This window comes from Bradyrhizobium sp. I1.14.4 (genome assembly GCF_050435825.1).
Lineage (GTDB): Bacteria > Pseudomonadota > Alphaproteobacteria > Rhizobiales > Xanthobacteraceae > Bradyrhizobium.
Genome location: NZ_JBNDLA010000001.1, coordinates 312,897 through 330,451 on the forward strand (window position 1 = coordinate 312,897; position 17,555 = coordinate 330,451).

General features: G+C 64.0%; 17 protein-coding genes. 15 read left to right on the top strand and 2 right to left on the bottom strand.

Going from position 1 to position 17,555, the window contains the following annotated elements; genetic code table 11:
• Positions 1–29 precede the first annotated feature (29 nt).
• The 3 genes from ABIB78_RS01480 to ABIB78_RS01490 all read left to right on the top strand — a co-directional run bounded on the left by ABIB78_RS01480 (position 30) and on the right by ABIB78_RS01490 (position 2,382).
• Positions 30–884 (top strand): shikimate dehydrogenase, encoded by an 855-nt coding sequence (locus ABIB78_RS01480; RefSeq protein WP_429020567.1) that lies wholly within the window; start codon positions 30–32, stop codon positions 882–884.
• Between the two features lie 118 nt (positions 885–1,002).
• On the top strand, positions 1,003–1,581 hold the full coding sequence (locus tag ABIB78_RS01485) for a hypothetical protein (protein WP_429021505.1): 579 nt from the start codon (positions 1,003–1,005) through the stop codon (positions 1,579–1,581).
• Positions 1,582–1,773: 192 nt separating this feature from the next.
• Positions 1,774–2,382: a hypothetical protein gene (locus ABIB78_RS01490; RefSeq protein ID WP_429020569.1), complete on the top strand. Its 609-nt coding sequence runs from the start codon at positions 1,774–1,776 to the stop codon at positions 2,380–2,382.
• A 145-nt stretch (positions 2,383–2,527) separates the two neighbouring features.
• Here the strand turns inward: ABIB78_RS01490 and ABIB78_RS01495 are convergent, their stop codons facing one another.
• Positions 2,528–3,664, bottom strand: coding sequence for an alpha-hydroxy acid oxidase (locus ABIB78_RS01495; RefSeq protein ID WP_429020571.1), 1,137 nt, complete (start codon positions 3,662–3,664; stop codon positions 2,528–2,530).
• 237 nt (positions 3,665–3,901) lie between these two features.
• Here ABIB78_RS01495 and ABIB78_RS01500 point away from each other — a divergent pair, with 237 nt between their 5' ends.
• The 11 genes from ABIB78_RS01500 (at position 3,902) to ABIB78_RS01550 (ending at position 15,361) form a co-directional block, all read left to right on the top strand.
• A complete protein-coding gene (locus tag ABIB78_RS01500; protein ID WP_429020572.1) occupies positions 3,902–4,075 on the top strand; it encodes a hypothetical protein in 174 nt (57 codons plus the stop codon).
• Positions 4,076–4,290: 215 nt separating this feature from the next.
• The gene (gene glmM, locus ABIB78_RS01505) at positions 4,291–5,637 is read left to right on the top strand and encodes a phosphoglucosamine mutase (RefSeq protein ID WP_429020574.1); all 1,347 of its coding nucleotides are present in this window, start codon (positions 4,291–4,293) and stop codon (positions 5,635–5,637) included.
• Between the two features lie 284 nt (positions 5,638–5,921).
• Positions 5,922–7,178, top strand: a complete 1,257-nt coding sequence (locus ABIB78_RS01510) for an MFS transporter (RefSeq protein WP_429020576.1) — start codon at positions 5,922–5,924, stop codon at positions 7,176–7,178.
• 297 nt (positions 7,179–7,475) lie between these two features.
• Entirely contained in the window at positions 7,476–8,327 is an 852-nt protein-coding gene (locus ABIB78_RS01515) for an outer membrane protein (protein WP_429020578.1), read from the top strand.
• Between the two features lie 180 nt (positions 8,328–8,507).
• Positions 8,508–9,329 carry an outer membrane protein gene (locus ABIB78_RS01520; protein ID WP_429020580.1) on the top strand — a complete coding sequence of 274 codons (822 nt, stop codon included), beginning with the start codon at positions 8,508–8,510 and terminating at the stop codon, positions 9,327–9,329.
• 72 nt (positions 9,330–9,401) lie between these two features.
• The gene (locus tag ABIB78_RS01525) at positions 9,402–9,992 is read left to right on the top strand and encodes a glutathione S-transferase family protein (RefSeq protein ID WP_429020582.1); all 591 of its coding nucleotides are present in this window, start codon (positions 9,402–9,404) and stop codon (positions 9,990–9,992) included.
• Positions 9,993–10,010: 18 nt separating this feature from the next.
• Positions 10,011–10,481, top strand: coding sequence for a GNAT family N-acetyltransferase (locus tag ABIB78_RS01530; RefSeq protein ID WP_429020584.1), 471 nt, complete (start codon positions 10,011–10,013; stop codon positions 10,479–10,481).
• Positions 10,482–10,645: 164 nt separating this feature from the next.
• Entirely contained in the window at positions 10,646–10,858 is a 213-nt protein-coding gene (locus ABIB78_RS01535) for a hypothetical protein (protein ID WP_429020586.1), read from the top strand.
• Positions 10,859–10,936: 78 nt separating this feature from the next.
• Positions 10,937–12,109, top strand: a complete 1,173-nt coding sequence (locus ABIB78_RS01540) for a phosphoserine transaminase (RefSeq protein ID WP_429020588.1) — start codon at positions 10,937–10,939, stop codon at positions 12,107–12,109.
• A 209-nt stretch (positions 12,110–12,318) separates the two neighbouring features.
• Entirely contained in the window at positions 12,319–13,908 is a 1,590-nt protein-coding gene (gene serA, locus ABIB78_RS01545) for a phosphoglycerate dehydrogenase (protein WP_429020590.1), read from the top strand.
• 280 nt (positions 13,909–14,188) lie between these two features.
• Positions 14,189–15,361, top strand: a complete 1,173-nt coding sequence (locus ABIB78_RS01550; protein ID WP_429020592.1) for a thiolase family protein — start codon at positions 14,189–14,191, stop codon at positions 15,359–15,361.
• A gap of 74 nt (positions 15,362–15,435) precedes the next feature.
• Here ABIB78_RS01550 and ABIB78_RS01555 read toward each other — a convergent pair whose 3' ends face one another.
• Positions 15,436–15,894, bottom strand: coding sequence for a MarR family winged helix-turn-helix transcriptional regulator (locus ABIB78_RS01555; RefSeq protein WP_429020594.1), 459 nt, complete (start codon positions 15,892–15,894; stop codon positions 15,436–15,438).
• Positions 15,895–15,979: 85 nt separating this feature from the next.
• Between ABIB78_RS01555 and ABIB78_RS01560 the strand changes: the two genes are divergently transcribed.
• Positions 15,980–17,413 (top strand): MFS transporter, encoded by a 1,434-nt coding sequence (locus ABIB78_RS01560; protein ID WP_429020596.1) that lies wholly within the window; start codon positions 15,980–15,982, stop codon positions 17,411–17,413.
• The last annotated feature ends 142 nt before the right edge of the window (positions 17,414–17,555 follow it).

Below are 17,555 nucleotides of genomic sequence, written 5' to 3' on the forward strand. Positions count from 1 at the left end.
GCGCGCCTGCCTTGGCCGATGTCACCGCCATGACATCCCAAGGCAACACTCAAGGCAAAACCCGCGCCGCGTGCCTGATCGGCTGGCCGGCGGCGCATTCCCGCTCGCCGCTGATCCATCATTACTGGCTGCGTACGCTCGGCATCGAGGGGGGCTATGTGATCGAGGCGGTGCCGCCGGAGGACTTCAAGGATTTCCTGTTCCGCCTGTCGCTGCGCGGCTTCGTCGGTGCCAACGTGACCATTCCGCACAAGGAGCGCGCGCTGGCGCTGTCGGCGCCCGATGAGCGCGCCCGCGCGGTCGGCGCCGCCAACACGCTGTGGTTCGCCGATGGCGAGTTGCGCTCGACCAATACCGATGTCGAAGGCTTCATCAACAATCTCGATGCCTGTGCGCCCGGCTGGGACAAGACAGAGGACGCGCTGGTGCTCGGCGCCGGCGGCGCGGCGCGCGCGGTGGTGTTCGGCCTGATCGAGCGCGGCATCGCGCGCGTGCATCTGGTCAACCGCACCATCGACCGCGCCCGCGCGCTCGCCAAACAGTTCGGCGCGCGTGTTCATCCCGCGACATGGGACACAGTCGGCGATCTGCTGCCGCGTGCAGGCCTGCTCGTGAACACGACCTCGCTGGGCATGCACGGCCAGCCCGCGCTCGAGATCGACGTCGGCCTGTTGCCGCAAGGCGCGGTTGTTTCCGATCTTGTCTATGTGCCGCTGGTGACGCCGTTACTTGCAGCGGCAGAGGCGCGCGGGCTGAAGACCGCCGATGGGCTCGGTATGCTGCTGCACCAGGCGGTGCGCGGTTTTGAACTGTGGTTCGGGCGGCGCCCGCAGGTCACGCCGGAATTGCGCGCGCTTGTCGAGGCCGATCTCACAAAGACTTGAGGTCCGGAATAGCGTCTCCGGAATGGGGTCTACGTGGTAGTCCCCCCGCGTTCCCTCCCGGAGATCAACAATGCCTGCCAGCCGTTCCCATCTCGTTCGTCCGTTCATCGCGCTCGCGATGGTGACGGCGTCTACGCTTTATGCGCTTGCACAGCAGCCGCCGACGCCGACGCGGGTGCGTGGAACCGTCGAAAGCGTCGACGGTTCCACGCTCGCGGTGAAGTCGCGCAGCGGCGAGGACGTCAAGCTGCATATGGCTGATAACATGGTGGTGCTCGGCCTCACCAAGATTGCGCTGTCCGACATCAAGGTCGGTTCCTTCATCGGCACGACCACAGTGCCCGGCCCCGACGGCACGCCGAAGGCGGTCGAGGTGCATGTCTTTCCCGAGAACATGCGCGGCACCGGCGAAGGCTCGCGGCCGTACGATCTGAAGCCGAACAGCAGCATGACCAACGCCACGGTCGAGCAGTCCGTCGTCGGCAATGACGGCCATACATTGCTGGTCAAGTACAAGGACGGTGAGAAGAAGGTGCAGGTCACCCCTGATACGCCGGTCGTAACCTACGTTCCCGGCGACAAGGCGGACCTGAAGGCCGGCGCCAAGGTCATCGCCTTCATGAAGAAACTGCCGGACGGCTCGCTCGAAACCGACCGCGTCAGCGTCGGCCGCGACGGCCTGACCCCGCCGATGTGACGCGGTTTCATCCTCTCGACTTCGTGAAGAGGCTGGTTTCGCTGAACCGTTCGTTGCGCAGTAACGGAACCCTCATCCGGCTCGTAGTTGTCGATCGAGCCACCTCTCCTGCGAAGCGGGAGGTGGCGCGCACGGAATACCTCCAATTCCTCGGTGTTCCTGACTCCGCCAGCCAAACCCATGAGGGACACCATGCCGAAATCGCAGTTATTTGCCGCATTGCTTTTCGTTGCCTTCGCCTCGGCCGCATCGGCGCAGCAGCTCCCGACGGTGCGGATCCGCGGCACCATCGAGGCCGTCGACGGCGCATTGCTGTCGGTCAAGTCGCGCGACGGCGCCGACATGAAGGTGCGAACGACTGATGACGTCGCGGTGTTCGGCGTCGCCAAGACCGATTTGTCGGAGATCAAACCCGGTTCCTATATCGGCGTCACCGCGATGCCCGAGCCTGACGGAACGCAAAAGGCCATCGCGGTTCACATCTTCCCGGAAAACCAGCGCGGCGCCGCCGAAGGTTTCCGTCCCTGGGACCTGCGCGCCAACTCGACCATGACCAACGCCACCGTCGCCGAGACGGTGGAGGGCACCGACGGCCAGAACATCACGGTGAAATACAAGGACGGCGAGAAGAAAGTCGTTGTGCCGCCAGGCACCCCGGTCGTCACCTTCGTCTCCGGCGACAAGTCGGAGCTGAAGCCGGGAGCCAAGATCATCATCTTCGGCGCGGTGAAGAAGGATGACGGCACACTGGAAGCCAACCGCGTCAACGTCGGCCGCGACGGCATCGCCCCGCCGATGTGACGCGGCAGCTTCTCAATACGTCGTCCCGGCGATCATTGTTGTTGCGTAGGCTGTAGCCACAGCCGTGCCAAATCTCGCACGGCTGTGGTTGGGTCCCGGGTCGCGCTTCGCTTGCCCGGGACGACGAGGAGCGTGTAGCTGCGCGCTAAACCGCCAGCACCTTGTCGTCGATTTCGGCGATGGTGTTGACGCCGCACAGCCCCATCGTAGTGATGAGCTCCTTGCCCAGGATATCGAGCGCCTTGGCGACGCCGGCCTGGCCGCCGGCGCCGAGGCCGTAGGCATAGGCGCGGCCGATCATGCAGGACTTCGCGCCGAGCGCGAGCGCGCGCATCACGTCCATCCCGGTTCGGATGCCGCCGTCGAACATGATCTCGAGCTTCGAGCCGACCTCGTCGACGATCTCCGGCAGCACCTCGATCGAGGACGGTGCGCCGTCGAGCTGGCGGCCGCCGTGGTTGGAGACCACGATCGCCTGCGCGCCGGTCTTGGCGGCGAGCTCGGCGTCCTCGACGTCGAGGATGCCCTTGAGGATCAGCTTGCCGGGCCAGATGCTGCGGATCCAGTCGATGTCCTTCCAGCTCAGCGAGGTGTCGAACTGCGACGCCGTCCATTCCGACAACTTGGTGAGATCCTCGGTGCCTTTGACGTGACCGGCGATGTTGCCGAAGGTGCGGCGCTTGCCTTGCAGCACGCCCGACACCCAGGCGGGCTTGGTCGCGAAATCGATCAGCTTCGACAGCGACCATTCCGGCGGCACCGTCATGCCGTTCTTGATGTCCTGATGGCGCTGGCCGATCACCTGCAGGTCGACGGTCAACACCAGCGCCGAGCATTTCGCCGCGATCGCGCGCTCGATCAGCGACTTGATGAAGCCGCGGTCCTTCATGACGTAGAGCTGGAACCAGAACGGCTTGTCGACAGCGGCCGCGATGTCCTCGATCGAGCAGATCGACATCGTGCTCTGGGTGAAGGGGATGCCGGCGGCCTGGGCTGCGCGGCAGGCGTAGATCTCGCCATCGCCATGCTGCATGCCGAGCAGGCCGACCGGTGCCAGGATCAGCGGCATCGCGGCCGGCTCGCCGAGGATCGTGGTCGCCAGGCTGCGTTTGGACACGTCGACCAGGATGCGCTGGCGGAACTTGATCTGCTGCAGGTCCTCGGAGTTGGCGCGCAGCGTGTCCTCGGTGTAGGAGCCGCGATCCGCATAATCGAAAAACGCCTTCGGCACCCGGCGCTTGTGCAGCTGGCGCAGATCTTCGATGCAGGTAATGTGCTTCATGGACGTTCCCGGCCCTTCTTCTATGTCGCAAGTTCTGGCTGGCAAGCCTTGCTGGGAAGTCTTGCAGCTGTTCGGTCTTGCCGCGATCCACAGCGTGATGGGATCGGGTTGAATCGCCATCGCGCTCTAGCTCGTTGCCAAAGCATGATCTTCTCGGAAAACCGCTTCGCACTTTTCCGGATCATGCTCTAGCATGGTTGGATGGCTTGCCAAATCGAAGACGGATGGGAGAGCACGATGACGCAATCAGGCTCCAAGCCGAAGGCAGACGACAACGCTGAAAAGCGCCGGCTCGACGAGGCCCTGGAAGAGGGCCTGGAGGAGACGTTTCCCGGTTCCGACCCCGTCAATGTCACCCAGCCGGCCCCCAGCAAGGGCGACCAGCACGTCAAGCGCAGCGGCAAGGGATAGGGGACGGCGTTCGTTCCCAGGTTGGCGAAGAGACAATAATGTTATATCCTTCAGCGCTTTAAGGTCGAAGCGCAGGATTTGGCCGCGGTAATGATTCATCATATTTTTTGAAGTCATTTTAGCGCCTGGCAGTCTATAAGGCCGATGCACGCTACACTGGTAGGCGTTCAGGACTCTCTCGCCGGGTGGTTCGAGAGGTCCATGTTGGGGGTTACATGAGCCGCAAATATTTCGGGACCGATGGAATTCGGGGCCGCGCCAATGGGCTGATCACGCCGGAGCTCGCGCTCAAGGTGGGGCAGGCCGCAGGACTGGTGTTTCAGCGTGGCGATCATCGCCATCGCGTCGTGATCGGCAAGGACACGCGGCTGTCCGGCTACATGATCGAATACGCCATGGTCGCGGGCTTCACCTCGGTCGGCATGGACGTGCTGCTGGTCGGCCCGATGCCGACGCCGGCGATCGCGATGCTCACCAAGTCGATGCGCGCCGATCTCGGCGTCATGATCTCGGCGTCGCATAATCTTTTTGAAGACAACGGCATCAAGCTGTTCGGCCCCCAGGGCTTCAAGCTCTCCGACGATGTCGAGAAGCAGATCGAGCAGCTGCTCGACGAATCGCTCGACCGCCGTCTGGCGCAGAGCGCGAGCCTCGGGCGCGCCCGCCGCATCGACGGCGTCCATGACCGTTACATCGAATTCGCCAAGCGCACCTTGCCGCGCGACCTCTCGCTCGACGGCCTGCGCGTCGTGGTCGATTGCGCCAACGGCGCCGCCTACAAGGTGGTGCCGGAAGCGCTGTGGGAGCTCGGCGCCGACGTGGTGCCGATCGGTGTCGAACCCGACGGCTTCAACATCAACAAGGAATGCGGCTCCACCTCGCCGGAAGCGCTGTCGAGGAAGGTGCGCGAGATGCGCGCCGACATCGGCATCGCGCTCGATGGTGATGCCGATCGCGTCATCCTGGTCGACGAGCGCGGCCACATCGTCGACGGCGACCAGCTGCTCGCGGTGATCGCGCAGAGCTGGAAGGAAGAGGGGCGCCTCGCCAAGCCCGGCATCGTTACCACCGTTATGTCCAATCTCGGGCTGGAGCGCTTCCTGCAGGGCCACGGGATTCAGATGGTCCGCACGCCGGTCGGCGACCGCTATGTGCTCGGGCAGATGCTGAGCGGCGGCTACAATCTCGGCGGCGAGCCGTCGGGTCATATCATCATGTCGGACTATTCGACGACCGGCGACGGTTTCGTCGCGGCGCTGCAGGTGCTGGCCGTGGTGCAGAAGCAGCGCCGCCCGGTGTCGGAGATCTGCCGGCGTTTTGATCCATTGCCGCAGATTCTGAAGAACGTGCGCTATCGCAGCGGCAAGCCGCTCGACGATGCCGAGGTCAAGTCCGCCATCATCGACGGCGAGAATCGCCTCAACGGACATGGCCGTCTGCTGATCCGTCCCTCCGGCACCGAGCCGGTGATCCGTGTCATGGGCGAGGGCGACGACCGCATCCTGGTGGAAGAGGTCGTCGACAACATCGTCAGCGCACTCGGCCACGCCGCGGCGGCTTAATTCAAACGATCAGCGCGCTCCGCTCCAGCCTCGCCCCGCGTGCGGGGAGAGGCTGGAATTCAAGCTCTGCTTGAATTCCGGGTGAGGGGGCGCTCCGCGAATTCAACTCTCACCACCTATCCTGAAACTGCCCCGCACCCCAACCCTCCCCGCAAAGAGCGGGGAGAGAGAGCAGCCTTCCGTCGCGGTTCACACAGCGCATCGCTGCCATCGGCCAATACAACTGGTCCGCGTTACCTCCGCGTCGTACCACACGGCGGGAAAATCCGTCCGGGAATGCTGCATTGAACAAGCCCGTCGTGAGCGAAGAGGCACTGGGCGAACCAGTGCTGGAGCCGGAACTGACGGCTGCGCAGGTGGCGAGAGCGGCCGTCGCGGGACCGGCCTATGTCGTCCTCGCGGGCATCAGCTTCTCGCACTTCCTCAACGACACGATGCAGTCGCTGATCGCCTCGGTCTATCCGATCCTGAAGGACAATTACGCGCTCGACTTCGCGCAGATCGGCATGATCACGCTGGCGTTCCAGTTCACGGCGTCGCTGCTGCAGCCGCTGGTCGGGCATTTCACCGACAAGAAGGCGCAGCCGTTCTCGCTGGCGATCGGCATGGGCTTCACCTTCTTCGGCCTGTTGCTGCTCAGCGTCGCCCACACCTACGGGATCATTCTGGTCGCCGCTTCGGTGGTCGGCCTTGGCTCCGCGGTGTTCCACCCGGAATCGTCGCGCATCGCGCGGCTGGCTTCAGGCGGACGTTACGGTTTCGCGCAATCGGTGTTCCAGCTCGGCGGCAGTTTCGGCACCTCGATGGGACCGGTGCTCGCCGCGTTGATCGTGGTGCCGTTCGGCCAGCCCTCGATCGCCTGGTTCTCCTCGATTGCGTTCCTCGCCATCGTGATCCTCTGGCGCATCGGTGCCTGGTACAAGCCGCAGATCGCAGGCAAGAAGGCGGTCGCCATCGAGCGGCATCCCGACCATCCGGATCAGAGGCGCGTGATGATTGCGCTCGTCGTGCTGGTCGCGCTGCTGTTCTCCAAGCAACTCTATGTATCGAGCCTGTCGAGCTATTACATCTTCTATCTGATCGACCGGTTCGGCGTCTCGACGCAGGCGGCGCAGCTCTATCTCTTCGTCTTCCTTGCGGCGAATGCCGCGGGCGCGTTCATCGGCGGGCCGCTCGGCGACCGCTTCGGCCGCAAATACGTGATCTGGTTCTCGATCCTCGGTGCGCTGCCGTTTACCCTGACGCTGCCCTATGCCGGCCTGTTCGCGAGCGCCGTGCTGACGGTCGTGATCGGCGTCATCATCTCGTCCGCGACGTCGGCGATCATCGTCTTCGCGCAGGAATTGATGCCGCATCGCTTCGGCATGATCTCCGGCGTGTTCTTCGGCGTCGCCTTCGGCATCGGCGGTCTTGGCGCTGCCGTGCTTGGCAAGCTGGCCGACCACACCTCGATCGCTTTCGTCTACCAGCTGTGCGCATTCCTGCCGGCGATCGGCCTGCTTGCGGTGTTCCTGCCGAGAATGCCGAAGGCTGTTCGCTGAGCAGTCGCCGCGAGGGCGTCCGTATTAAGCATTCGCTAACACACGCCGCTCGCGCGCGCCGCAAACAGCGCGCATTCGTCAACGCTTCATTAGCACCTGTGGCGCAGCTGCCATTTTTCGCTGCCGCGCGCGCCTATTTATGGACCCATAAGCGCAAGCCGCAGAAAAAGGTCAGAGAAAATCAACCTTAAAAATTAGGGTTAAGTGCCGCTTAAACATTTGCTGGCATCGTCCGGAGCGTGAGTTTCAGACGTGGGGCTTTCGTGTCGCCTCACTTGGCCCAAAAGGACGAAGCCAATGCGTAGCGTAAACACCCTGATTGCCGCAGGCGCGGCATCCCTGCTGTCTTCGGTGGCGTTCGCTGCCGACATGCCCATCATGCCGCCGCCCCCGATGGCGTACGCTCCCCCGCCGGTCCAGGATTTCGGCGGCTGGTATCTGCGCGGCGACATCGGCATGACCAACACCCGGGCCAAGTTGCACGTCAACGCGTACGACACGCTGCCGGCCGGCACCGCCTTCAACCAGTACGGCCACGGTTTCGACGGCGGCATGCTCTACGGCATCGGCGTCGGCTATCAGTTCAACAGCTGGTTCCGCGCCGACATCACCGGGGAGTATCGCTCGAAGGTCAGCTTCAACGGCACCGACTTCTTCACATTCCCGGGGCCCAGCTCGCTGGGCGACACCTATCATGGCGGCATCCAGAGCTGGGTCGGTCTCGTGAACGTCTACGCCGATCTCGGCACCTGGGGCTGCCTGACCCCGTTCATCGGCGCCGGTGTCGGTGCCGCGACGATCAAGACCTCGGCCTTCTCCGACGTCGCGACGTTCCCGAGCGGGTCCGGTCTGACCAGCTCGTTTATCGCCGACGGCGCGACCAAGACCAACTTCGCCTGGGCGGTGCATGCCGGTGTCGCCTACAAGGTCACCAACAACTTCACTGTTGAACTGGCCTATCGCTACCTCGACATGGGCACCGCCGGTCAGGGCCAGGGTCATTTCTTCGACGGCACGCCGGCCGGTCCCTCGAGCTTCCAGTTCCGCGACATCACCTCGCAGGACGTCAAGCTCGGCGTGCGTTTCAACTTGCCCTGCTGCGATGTGCTGCCCCCGCCGCCGCCGCCCCCGCTGATCCGCAAGGGTTAATTTCGCCTCTTCACAGTTAACGAACGAAACGGCGCGGGATCATCCCGCGCCGCTTTTTCTTTGGCTCCTCATGTCGCGAACTTCTGCAACTTGCGTGCTCGAAAGCGACCGGCGACAACGATTGGTTAAGGTTAACAGGCGATGATCAACGCGCATTCGGTGGTGGATGGAGCGTTGCAAATGCGTAGGTTCGTGCTGGCGGCGATGATGTTCGGGGCGGTGACGGTTGCCCACGCGGCCGATCTGCCGGACTTCCCGGCTCTGCGCGGCGGCTTCAGCGACGCACCCAGCGCACCCGTCAACTGGCGCGGCTTCTATGTCGGCGGCCAGGCGGGTTACGGATCGTCCGACGAGAGTTTCAGCGGCAGCAACGCCAACATGCTTGCGGCCCTGCTTGATCACAACGTCATCCAGCAGATGGGCGTATCGAGCTGGAATCTTGGTCTCGGCAAGCAGTCTCAGCGCTCGTCGGCCTATGGTGCGTTCGCCGGCTACAACTGGCAATGGGACGACGTCGTCGTCGGCATCGATGCGAGCTACATGCACGGAAAGTTTGGCGGCGCGTCCACCGCGAGCAAGGAATTGGTCAGCGGCACCGCGTTGACCGACAGTTTGTTCCACGACGTGCGCGTCGACTCGTCCGCGGCTATCGCGATCTCCGACATGGCGACGATCCGCGGCCGCGCCGGCTACGCCTGGGGTTGCTTCCTGCCGTATATCTTCGGCGGCGTCGCGTTCGGCAATGCAGACATCTCGCGCTCAGTCACGGTTCATGACGCGGTCAGCACGACCATATCGGGCCCGTTCACGCCGCTTGCGACATTGAACGCGAACGACGTTCAGCATAATCATCTGGTGTACGGGTACACCGCCGGTCTCGGTTTCGACGTCAATATCACGGGCGGGCTGTTCATGCGCGCGGAGTGGGAGTACATCCGCTTCACGTCTACCGTCGATACCAGCATCAATACGGTGCGCGCCGGTCTCGGTTACAAGTTCTGAGGTCAAGCCGCGCGGCTTGACAGCGCATGGTGTGACTGGTCGGATATCGCTTCGCAAGCGGAGCGAGCTCACATGAAAATCCACGGCGACGCCAATTCAGGCAATTGCCTGAAGGTGAAATGGGTGTGCGACAGGCTGGCGCTGCCGTACACATGGGTCGAGATCGACACCATGAAGGGCGGCAGCCGGACCGCGGAATTCCTCAAGCTGAATGGCTGGGGCCAGGTGCCCACGGTGGAGCTGGATGACGGCCGTACGCTCGCGCAATCCAACGCCATCATCCGCTACCTCGCGCGCGGCAGCGATCTCATCCCCGGCGATCCCTATCGCGCAGCGCAGATGGATGCCTGGATGTTCTGGGAGCAGAACAGCCACGAGCCTTGTGTCGCCGTCTGTCGCTTTCAGGCCGTGTATCTCGGCAAGGCGATTTCGGAGATCGATCCGAACCTCCTGAAGCGCGGGTATGTGGCGCTCGATCACTTGGAGCGGCATCTTGCGGGCGCGCAATTCCTGGTCGGCGATGCGTTCTCGCTCGCCGACGTCTCGCTGCTCGCCTATACGCGTGTCGCGGAGGATGGCGGCCTCGCGCTGGAGCACTATCCCATGATCCGCCGCTGGATCGCGGATGCCGAGCATTTGCTCGCTCTGCCGCCGGTCCGCTGACCTCAGGTGAATGCCGTCATGCGTGAAGCTTCATCCATCACGATCCGCCGCGCTCGCCGCGAGGATGTTGCCGCCATCGTCGGCATGCTGGCGGACGATCCGCTCGGCAATGCGCGCGAGCGGATCGAGGATCCGTTGCCGCAAAGCTATTACGAGGCCTTCGCGCGGGTCGAGCGTGATTCCAATCTGCAGCTCGTCGTCGCGACCGACGGGGAGGGCACCGTGGTCGGCTGCCTGCAACTTGCGGTTCTGCCCGGCCTCAGCTCGCAGGGCGGTTCGCGCGGCTTGCTCGAGGATGTCCGCGTTGCAAAACACTGCCGCAGCCGCGGCATCGGCGAGAAGCTGGTGCAGTGGGCGGTCGTGGAGGCGCGTGCGAAAGGCTGCATGCTCGTCGAGCTGTTGACGCATCACACGCGCGTCGATGCGCAGCGCTTCTATGAACGGCTTGGATTCGCACGCAGCCACGTCGGCATGACGCTCCGCTTCTGACCTGTGCGAGTTGTGCTGCACACAAGGCAATGCCTGCCGTAGCCGCTGCTCCGCGATCCGGTTAAGAACCAATAAACTACGCCTGTCTCCGTGATTTTACGGATCGGAACGCGTTCGGTATGTCGAGCGTCTCCCACAGGGCGCTGGGCAACTGGGGATTTCCGATGCCAGACTATTCGATCGTCCGGGTCGGCAACGAGTATATCGTGCTGGCCGGCGATGAGAGCATCTTGAAAGTATCGAGCCGGCGCAGGGCAGTTAAGATCATGACTCTCGCGGCAGATTTGCTCGGTCGGGAGACGACGCAGCAGGTCGAGGACGCCCCGTCAATCAGCCGTGACGGCCTGATTGTTCCGGAAAAGTCCGAACTTCCTTGACGTTTTGGTGCCCTTCCACTATCTCCGACCGCGGGAAACCTCTCCCCACCGAGAGGCAGCTATCTGGAAGGGTAGATTATGACTGCAGCGAAGCCCGCTTCGCGGCCCAATGTGCCGCATTTCTCCTCCGGCCCCTGTGCCAAGCGCCCCGGCTGGAACCCCAACAATCTCAAGGACGCCGCGCTCGGCCGCTCGCATCGTGCGAAGGTCGGCAAGGCCAAACTCAAGCTCGCGATCGAACTGACGCGCGAAGTGCTTGAAGTGCCTGCCGATTACAAGATCGGCATCGTGCCGGCGTCGGACACCGGCGCGGTCGAGATGGCGCTGTGGTCGCTGCTCGGTGCGCGGCCCGTCACCACGCTCGCCTGGGAATCCTTCGGCGAGGGCTGGGTCAGCGACATCGTCAAGGAATTGAAGCTGAAGGACGTCACCAAGCTCAACGCGGCTTATGGTGAAATCCCCGATCTCTCCAAGGTGGACCCTGCGTCGGACGTCGTCTTCACCTGGAACGGTACCACGTCAGGTGTGCGCGTGCCGAACGCTGACTGGATCAGTGCAACCCGCGAAGGCCTCACGATTTGCGACGCGACCTCGGCCGCCTTCGCGCAGCCGCTCGATTTCGCCAAGCTCGACGTCGTCACCTTCTCCTGGCAGAAGGCGCTCGGCGGTGAAGCGGCGCACGGCATGCTGATCCTGTCGCCGCGTGCGGTGGAACGGCTCGAGACCTACAAGCCGGCCTGGCCGCTGCCGAAGATCTTCCGCCTCACCAAGGGCGGCAAGCTCAACCAGGGCATCTTCGAAGGCGAGACCATCAACACGCCGTCGATGCTCTGCGTCGAGGACTATCTCGACGCGCTGAACTGGGCGAAGTCGATCGGCGGCTTGAAGGCGTTGATCGCGCGCGCCGACGCCAACACCAAGGCGCTCGCCGACTGGAAGGCGAAGACGCCGTGGATCGACTTCCTGGCGATGGACCCCGCGATCCGCTCCAACACCTCGGTGTGTCTGAAGTTCACCGACCCCGCGATCACGTCGCTCCCCGCTGATGCACAGGCCGACTTCTGCAAGAAGCTGGTGGCGCTGGTGGAGAAGGAGAACGCCGGCTTCGACTTCGCGTACTACCGCGATGCGCCGGCTGGCCTGCGGATCTGGTGCGGCGCCACCGTCGAGGCAAAGGACGTCGAGCTGCTGACGCAGTGGATCGACTGGGCCTTCGCCGAAACCAAGGCCGCGCTGCCCAAGGCGGCATAAGCTTTCTTTTGTCACCTCTCCCCGTTCTTACGGGGAGAGGTCGGATTGCGCAGCAATTCGGGTGAGGGGCCTTTTCGGCTTGTTCCTCGCCTGTGGCTGCCCTTCACCCCAACCCTCTCCCCGTAAGAACGGGGAGAGGGAGACGTGATCAGAGACTTCACCGCATTGGTCCAAGAGATCAGCCCGCCGCAGGGCAAAGGACAATCGAAATGACAAAACCCAAAGTTCTGATTTCCGACGCGCTGTCTCCCGCCGCCGTGCAGATCTTCAAGGATCGCGGCGTCGAGGTCGACTTCCAGCCCAACCTCGGCAAGGACAAGGAAAAGCTCGCCGAGATCATCGGCAATTATGATGGTCTGGCGATCCGCTCGGCCACCAAGGCGACCGCCAAGATCCTCGAGAAGGCGACCAAGCTCAAGGTGATCGGCCGCGCCGGCATCGGCGTCGACAATGTCGAGATTCCGGCCGCGACCGCCAAGGGCATCATCGTGATGAACACGCCGTTCGGCAATTCGATCACGACCGCCGAGCACGCCATCACGCTGATGTTGGCGCTGGCGCGCGAGATCCCGCAGGCCGATGCCTCGACCCAGGCAGGCAAGTGGGAGAAGAACCGCTTCATGGGCGTCGAGATCACCGCCAAGACGCTCGGCGTGATCGGCTGCGGCAATATCGGCTCGATCGTCGCCGACCGCGCGCTCGGCCTGCGCATGAAGGTGATCGCGTTCGACCCGTTCCTGTCGCCGGAGCGCGCCAAGGACATCGGTGTCGAGAAGGTCGAGCTCGATGACCTGCTCAAGCGCGCCGATTTCATCACGCTGCACACGCCGCTGACCGAGAAGACCCGCAACGTCATCGATGCGGCCGCGATCGCCAAGATGAAGAAGGGCGTGCGGATCATCAACTGCGCCCGCGGCGGCCTGGTCGACGAGCAGGCGCTGGTCGACGCGCTGAATTCCAAGCATGTCGCGGGCGCCGCCCTCGACGTGTTCGTCGAGGAGCCGGCGACGTCGAACGTGCTGTTCGGCCATCCGAACGTGATCTGCACCCCGCATCTCGGCGCCTCCACGACCGAAGCGCAGGAGAACGTCGCGCTGCAGGTCGCCGAGCAGATGTCGGACTACCTTTTGTCGGGCGCGATCTCGAACGCGGTCAACTTCCCCTCGATCACCGCGGAAGAGGCGCCGAAGTTGAAGCCGTTCATCGCGCTCGCCGAGAAGCTCGGCTCGTTCGCCGGCCAGCTCACCGAGAGCGGTATCCTCAAGACCCAGATCACCTATGAAGGCCACGTCGCTGAGATGAAGATCAAGGCGATCACCTCGGCGGTGCTGTCCGGCCTGCTGCGGCCGATGCTGGGTGAGGTCAACGTGGTCTCGGCGCCTGTTGTCGCCAAGGAGCGCGGCATGGTGGTCGATGAGGTGGTCCGCGCCGCACAGAGCGACTATGAAAGCCTGATCACCGTCACCGTCACGACCGAGCGCCAGGAGCGTTCGGTGTCCGGCACCGTGTACGCCGACGGCAAGCCGCGCCTCGTCGACATCAAGGGTATCCGGGTCGACGCCGAGTTCGGCAAGTCGATGATCTACGTGACCAACGAGGACAAGCCGGGCTTCATCGGCGCGTTCGCGAGCCTGCTCGGTGATGCCAAGATCAACATCGCGACCTTCCATCTCGGCCGCGTCAAGCAGGGCGGCGACGCCATTGCGCTGGTCGAGGTCGACGGCGCGGTGCCGGCGGAGCTGCTCGGCAAGGTGCAGGCGCTGCCGCAGGTGAAGCAGGCCAAGGCGCTGACGTTTTAATTGCTCTCTCCATTGTCATGGCCGGGCTTGACCCGGCCATCCACCTCTTGTTTCCGCGCGGCGCCAAGACGTGGATGCCCGGGACAAGCCCGGGCATGACGAACAGAAATAGCGCTCAAGCACAGCGATATTCCGATCTGCGGAACATAGCGCCGTCTCCGGTCCCGGAGGCGGCGTTTGCCGTTTCGGGGCGTCTGGTATTGCTGTTGCGGCCGCCGAAAAATGTGTACGAACGGGTCACGACGCGCCACAATGACTGATATCTCAGAGGGAGAAAACAATGCGTGAAGCCGTAATCGTTTCCTACGCGCGCACCGGCCTGGCAAAGTCCGGCCGTGGCGGATTCAACATCACCGCGCCGATGTCGCTGGCCGGGCACGCCATCAAGCATGCGGTCGAGCGCGCCGGGGTCGACAAGGACTATGTCGAGGATTGCTATCTCGGCAATTGCGCGCATGGCGCGCCGAACATCGGTCGCCAGGCGGCGCTGCTCGCCGGCCTGCCGAAGTCGACCGCGGGTGTCTCGGTGAACCGCTTCTGCTCGTCGGGCCTGCAGACCATCGCGATGGCTGCCAACTCGATCCGCTCCGACGGCTCCGACTGCATCGTCGCCGGCGGCGTCGAGAGCATCTCGATTCCCGGCGGCGGCTCGCCGAAGGAATCGATCGATCCGGACCTGCTCAAGACCGCACCCGCCATCTTCATGGCGATGATCGATACCGCCGACATCGTCGCCGAGCGCTACAAGCTCAGCCGCGAATACCAGGACGAGTATTCGCTGGAGTCGCAGCGCCGCATGGCGGCCGCGCAGCAGGCCAACAAGTTCAAGGACGAAATCGTCCCGATGAAGACCAGGATGAAGGTGGTCGACAAGGCGACCAAGGCCGAGTCGATCGTCGACTACGTCGTCGATCGCGACGAGTGCAACCGCCCCGAGACCACGCTGGAAGGCCTGGCAAAACTCGAGCCGGTCAAGGGTCCGGGCAAGTTCGTCACGGCCGGTAACGCCAGCCAGCTGTCTGACGGCGCCGCGGCTGTGGTGCTGATGGAAGCCAAGGACGCCGAGAAGCGCGGCCTCAACCCGCTGGGCCGCTTCGTGGCCTGGGCCTCGGCCGGCTGCGAGCCCGACGAGATGGGTATCGGCCCGATCTACGCCGTGCCGAAGCTGCTCAAGCGTCACGGCCTGAAGGTCGAGGACATCGATCTCTGGGAGCTCAACGAGGCGTTCGCCAGCCAGTGCCTCTATTCGCGCGACCAGCTCGGCATCGATCCCGAGAAGTACAACGTCAATGGCGGCTCGATCGCGATCGGCCATCCCTTCGGCATGACCGGCGCCCGGCTCACCGGCCACCTCCTGCAGGAAGGCCGTCGCCGCAAGGCCAAGTGGGGCGTCGTGACCATGTGCATCGGCGGTGGTCAGGGCGGCGCGGGCCTGTTCGAGATCTATAGCTGAGCGCGATTCAATTTTTGATCGTGTGAGAACGAGCGGCCCGGCGCCAACGCCGGGCCGCTTTCATTTGCAGCCTGTCATGACGCCTTCAAATCGGCCGCGCGCTCGCCGAAGTCGAACGCGGCGATCAGTTCGAGCGTTCGCCGCAAGTCGGCGGCCTGCTGTGCGCCAAAGGCGGTCTCGAAACGCTCCTGGGCCTTGAGCCATGCTGCCTGCGACTCCTCAAGCCTGGCTTCGCCGCGTTTGGTCAGCCGCACCAGGCGGCTGCGGCGGTCGTTCTTGTCGACGGTGATGGTCAGAAGGCCGTCGCGCTCGAGCGGCTTGAGGTTGTGGTTGAGCGCCGTGCGGTCGAGCACCAGTGCGGCGGCAAGCTCACCCATCGTCGGTGCGCCCGACCGTCTGACATAGACCAGAATGGCCCGTTGCGTGCCGCGCAGCCCTGACGTCGCGAGGATCGAATCGTAGAGCTGCGACACCCGGCGCGTCGCCTTGCGCAACGCCGTGAGATTGCACCGGCTGGGTTCTGTTTTCGCCATCGCTGCCTCCAATGGTCTTGACATATATACGTGCATATGCACCTAATAGCAATAGATGCATATGCACATATCAGGAGCGTGAGCGATGTCTAAGGTGGAGGCGGAGGCCATCGAGCTGGCCGTGGGGACTGACGCGCGGCGACGGTCCCGCCGAGTCGCGGCAACCCCACACCAGGTGCTTGCGATCGTGTCGGTCGGAATCTGTCTCGCTAATCTCGACCTGTTCATCGTTAATGTCGGGCTGCCGAACATCGCGCAGGAATTTCGCGGCGCCTCGCTCGAGGATCTGTCCTGGATCCTCAACGCCTACGCGATTGCCTATGCGGCGTTGCTGGTGTTCTTCGGCCGCCTGGCGGAGCGTCATAGCCGCAATCTGAGCTTCCTGCTCGGCGTGGCGCTCTTCACTGTGGCGTCGGCCGCGTGCGCGCTTGCGTCCAGTGTCGAACTCCTGGTCGTCTCCCGCGTGGCGCAGGCCGCCGGTGCGGCATTGATGACCCCGACCTCGATCGGCCTGCTGCTGGCATCGTTCCCGCCCGAACTGCGCGCCAGTGCGGTGCGCACCTGGACGGCGGTCGGCGGCCTTGCCGCCGCGCTGGGGCCGCTGGCGGGAGGCGTGCTTGTCACCTTCGACTGGCGCTGGATATTCATCGTCAATGTCCCGATCGGCGTGGTTGCGCTCGTCATCGGTTGGCTGATATTGCCCGAAGTGCCCGGCCACGATGTGCCGCGTCCGAGTTCATGGGCGGCGCTGCTGGTGACCTGCGGCATCGGTGCGCTGACATTCGCGATCGTGAAGGCGAACGATTGGGGATGGAGTTCGCGCGGCGTCATCCTTGGCTTTGCCATCGCAGCCGCCTCGCTCGCCGGCTTCGCGTGGCACTGTCTCAAATCGAACAACCCCTTCGTCGATCCTGCGCTGTTTGCGGTCAAGCCGTTCACGGGGGCTTCCCTGGTGATGGCGCCTTACTCGGCGGCTTTCGGCGCCATGCTGTTTTCCTGCGCCTTGTGGGAGCAGACGATTTGGGGCTGGTCGGCGTTGAAGACCGGACTTGCGATCGCGCCCGGTCCGCTGATGGTGCCGCTCACCTCGCTCTTGTTTGCCGGTCGGCTGATCGCGCGATTTGGCGCTGCGGCTGTCGTGTCGGCCGGAATCCTGCTGTTCGCGGCCGGCCTCGCGATCTGGGCGATGCTGCTGGGGCCCGATGCCAACGCGCCCGCCATCGTCGCGGGCGTGATGCTGATCGGTATCGGCGTCGGGCTGACCTTTCCGACCCTGATGGGTGTCGGCGCCGGCTCGCTGCCGCCATCGTCGTTTGCCACCGGCTCCGGCGTCATCAACATGATCCGGCAGGCGGCGCTTGCGATCGGCGTCGCGATCTTTGTGGCGATCCTTGCAACGCCGGTCTCGATGGCCGACCGGATCGCGGCGTTTCAGCGCGGCTGGTGGATCATGATCGCGATCACGCTAGCCGGTTTCGTGCCGAACTACCTGTTCATCCGGCGCAGGGCGGATCGCTAACGGCCGAAAGCCGCGGCCGCGCCATCCGGCAGCCGTGGCGCCGCCATTGTCGTGCCGCAGGGAAACCTCAATCGAACCGGTCCCTTCCCCGCTGCGTCTCACCACGAGAAACGGTGCGCCTTTGAAGTCGGCGCGCCGTTCG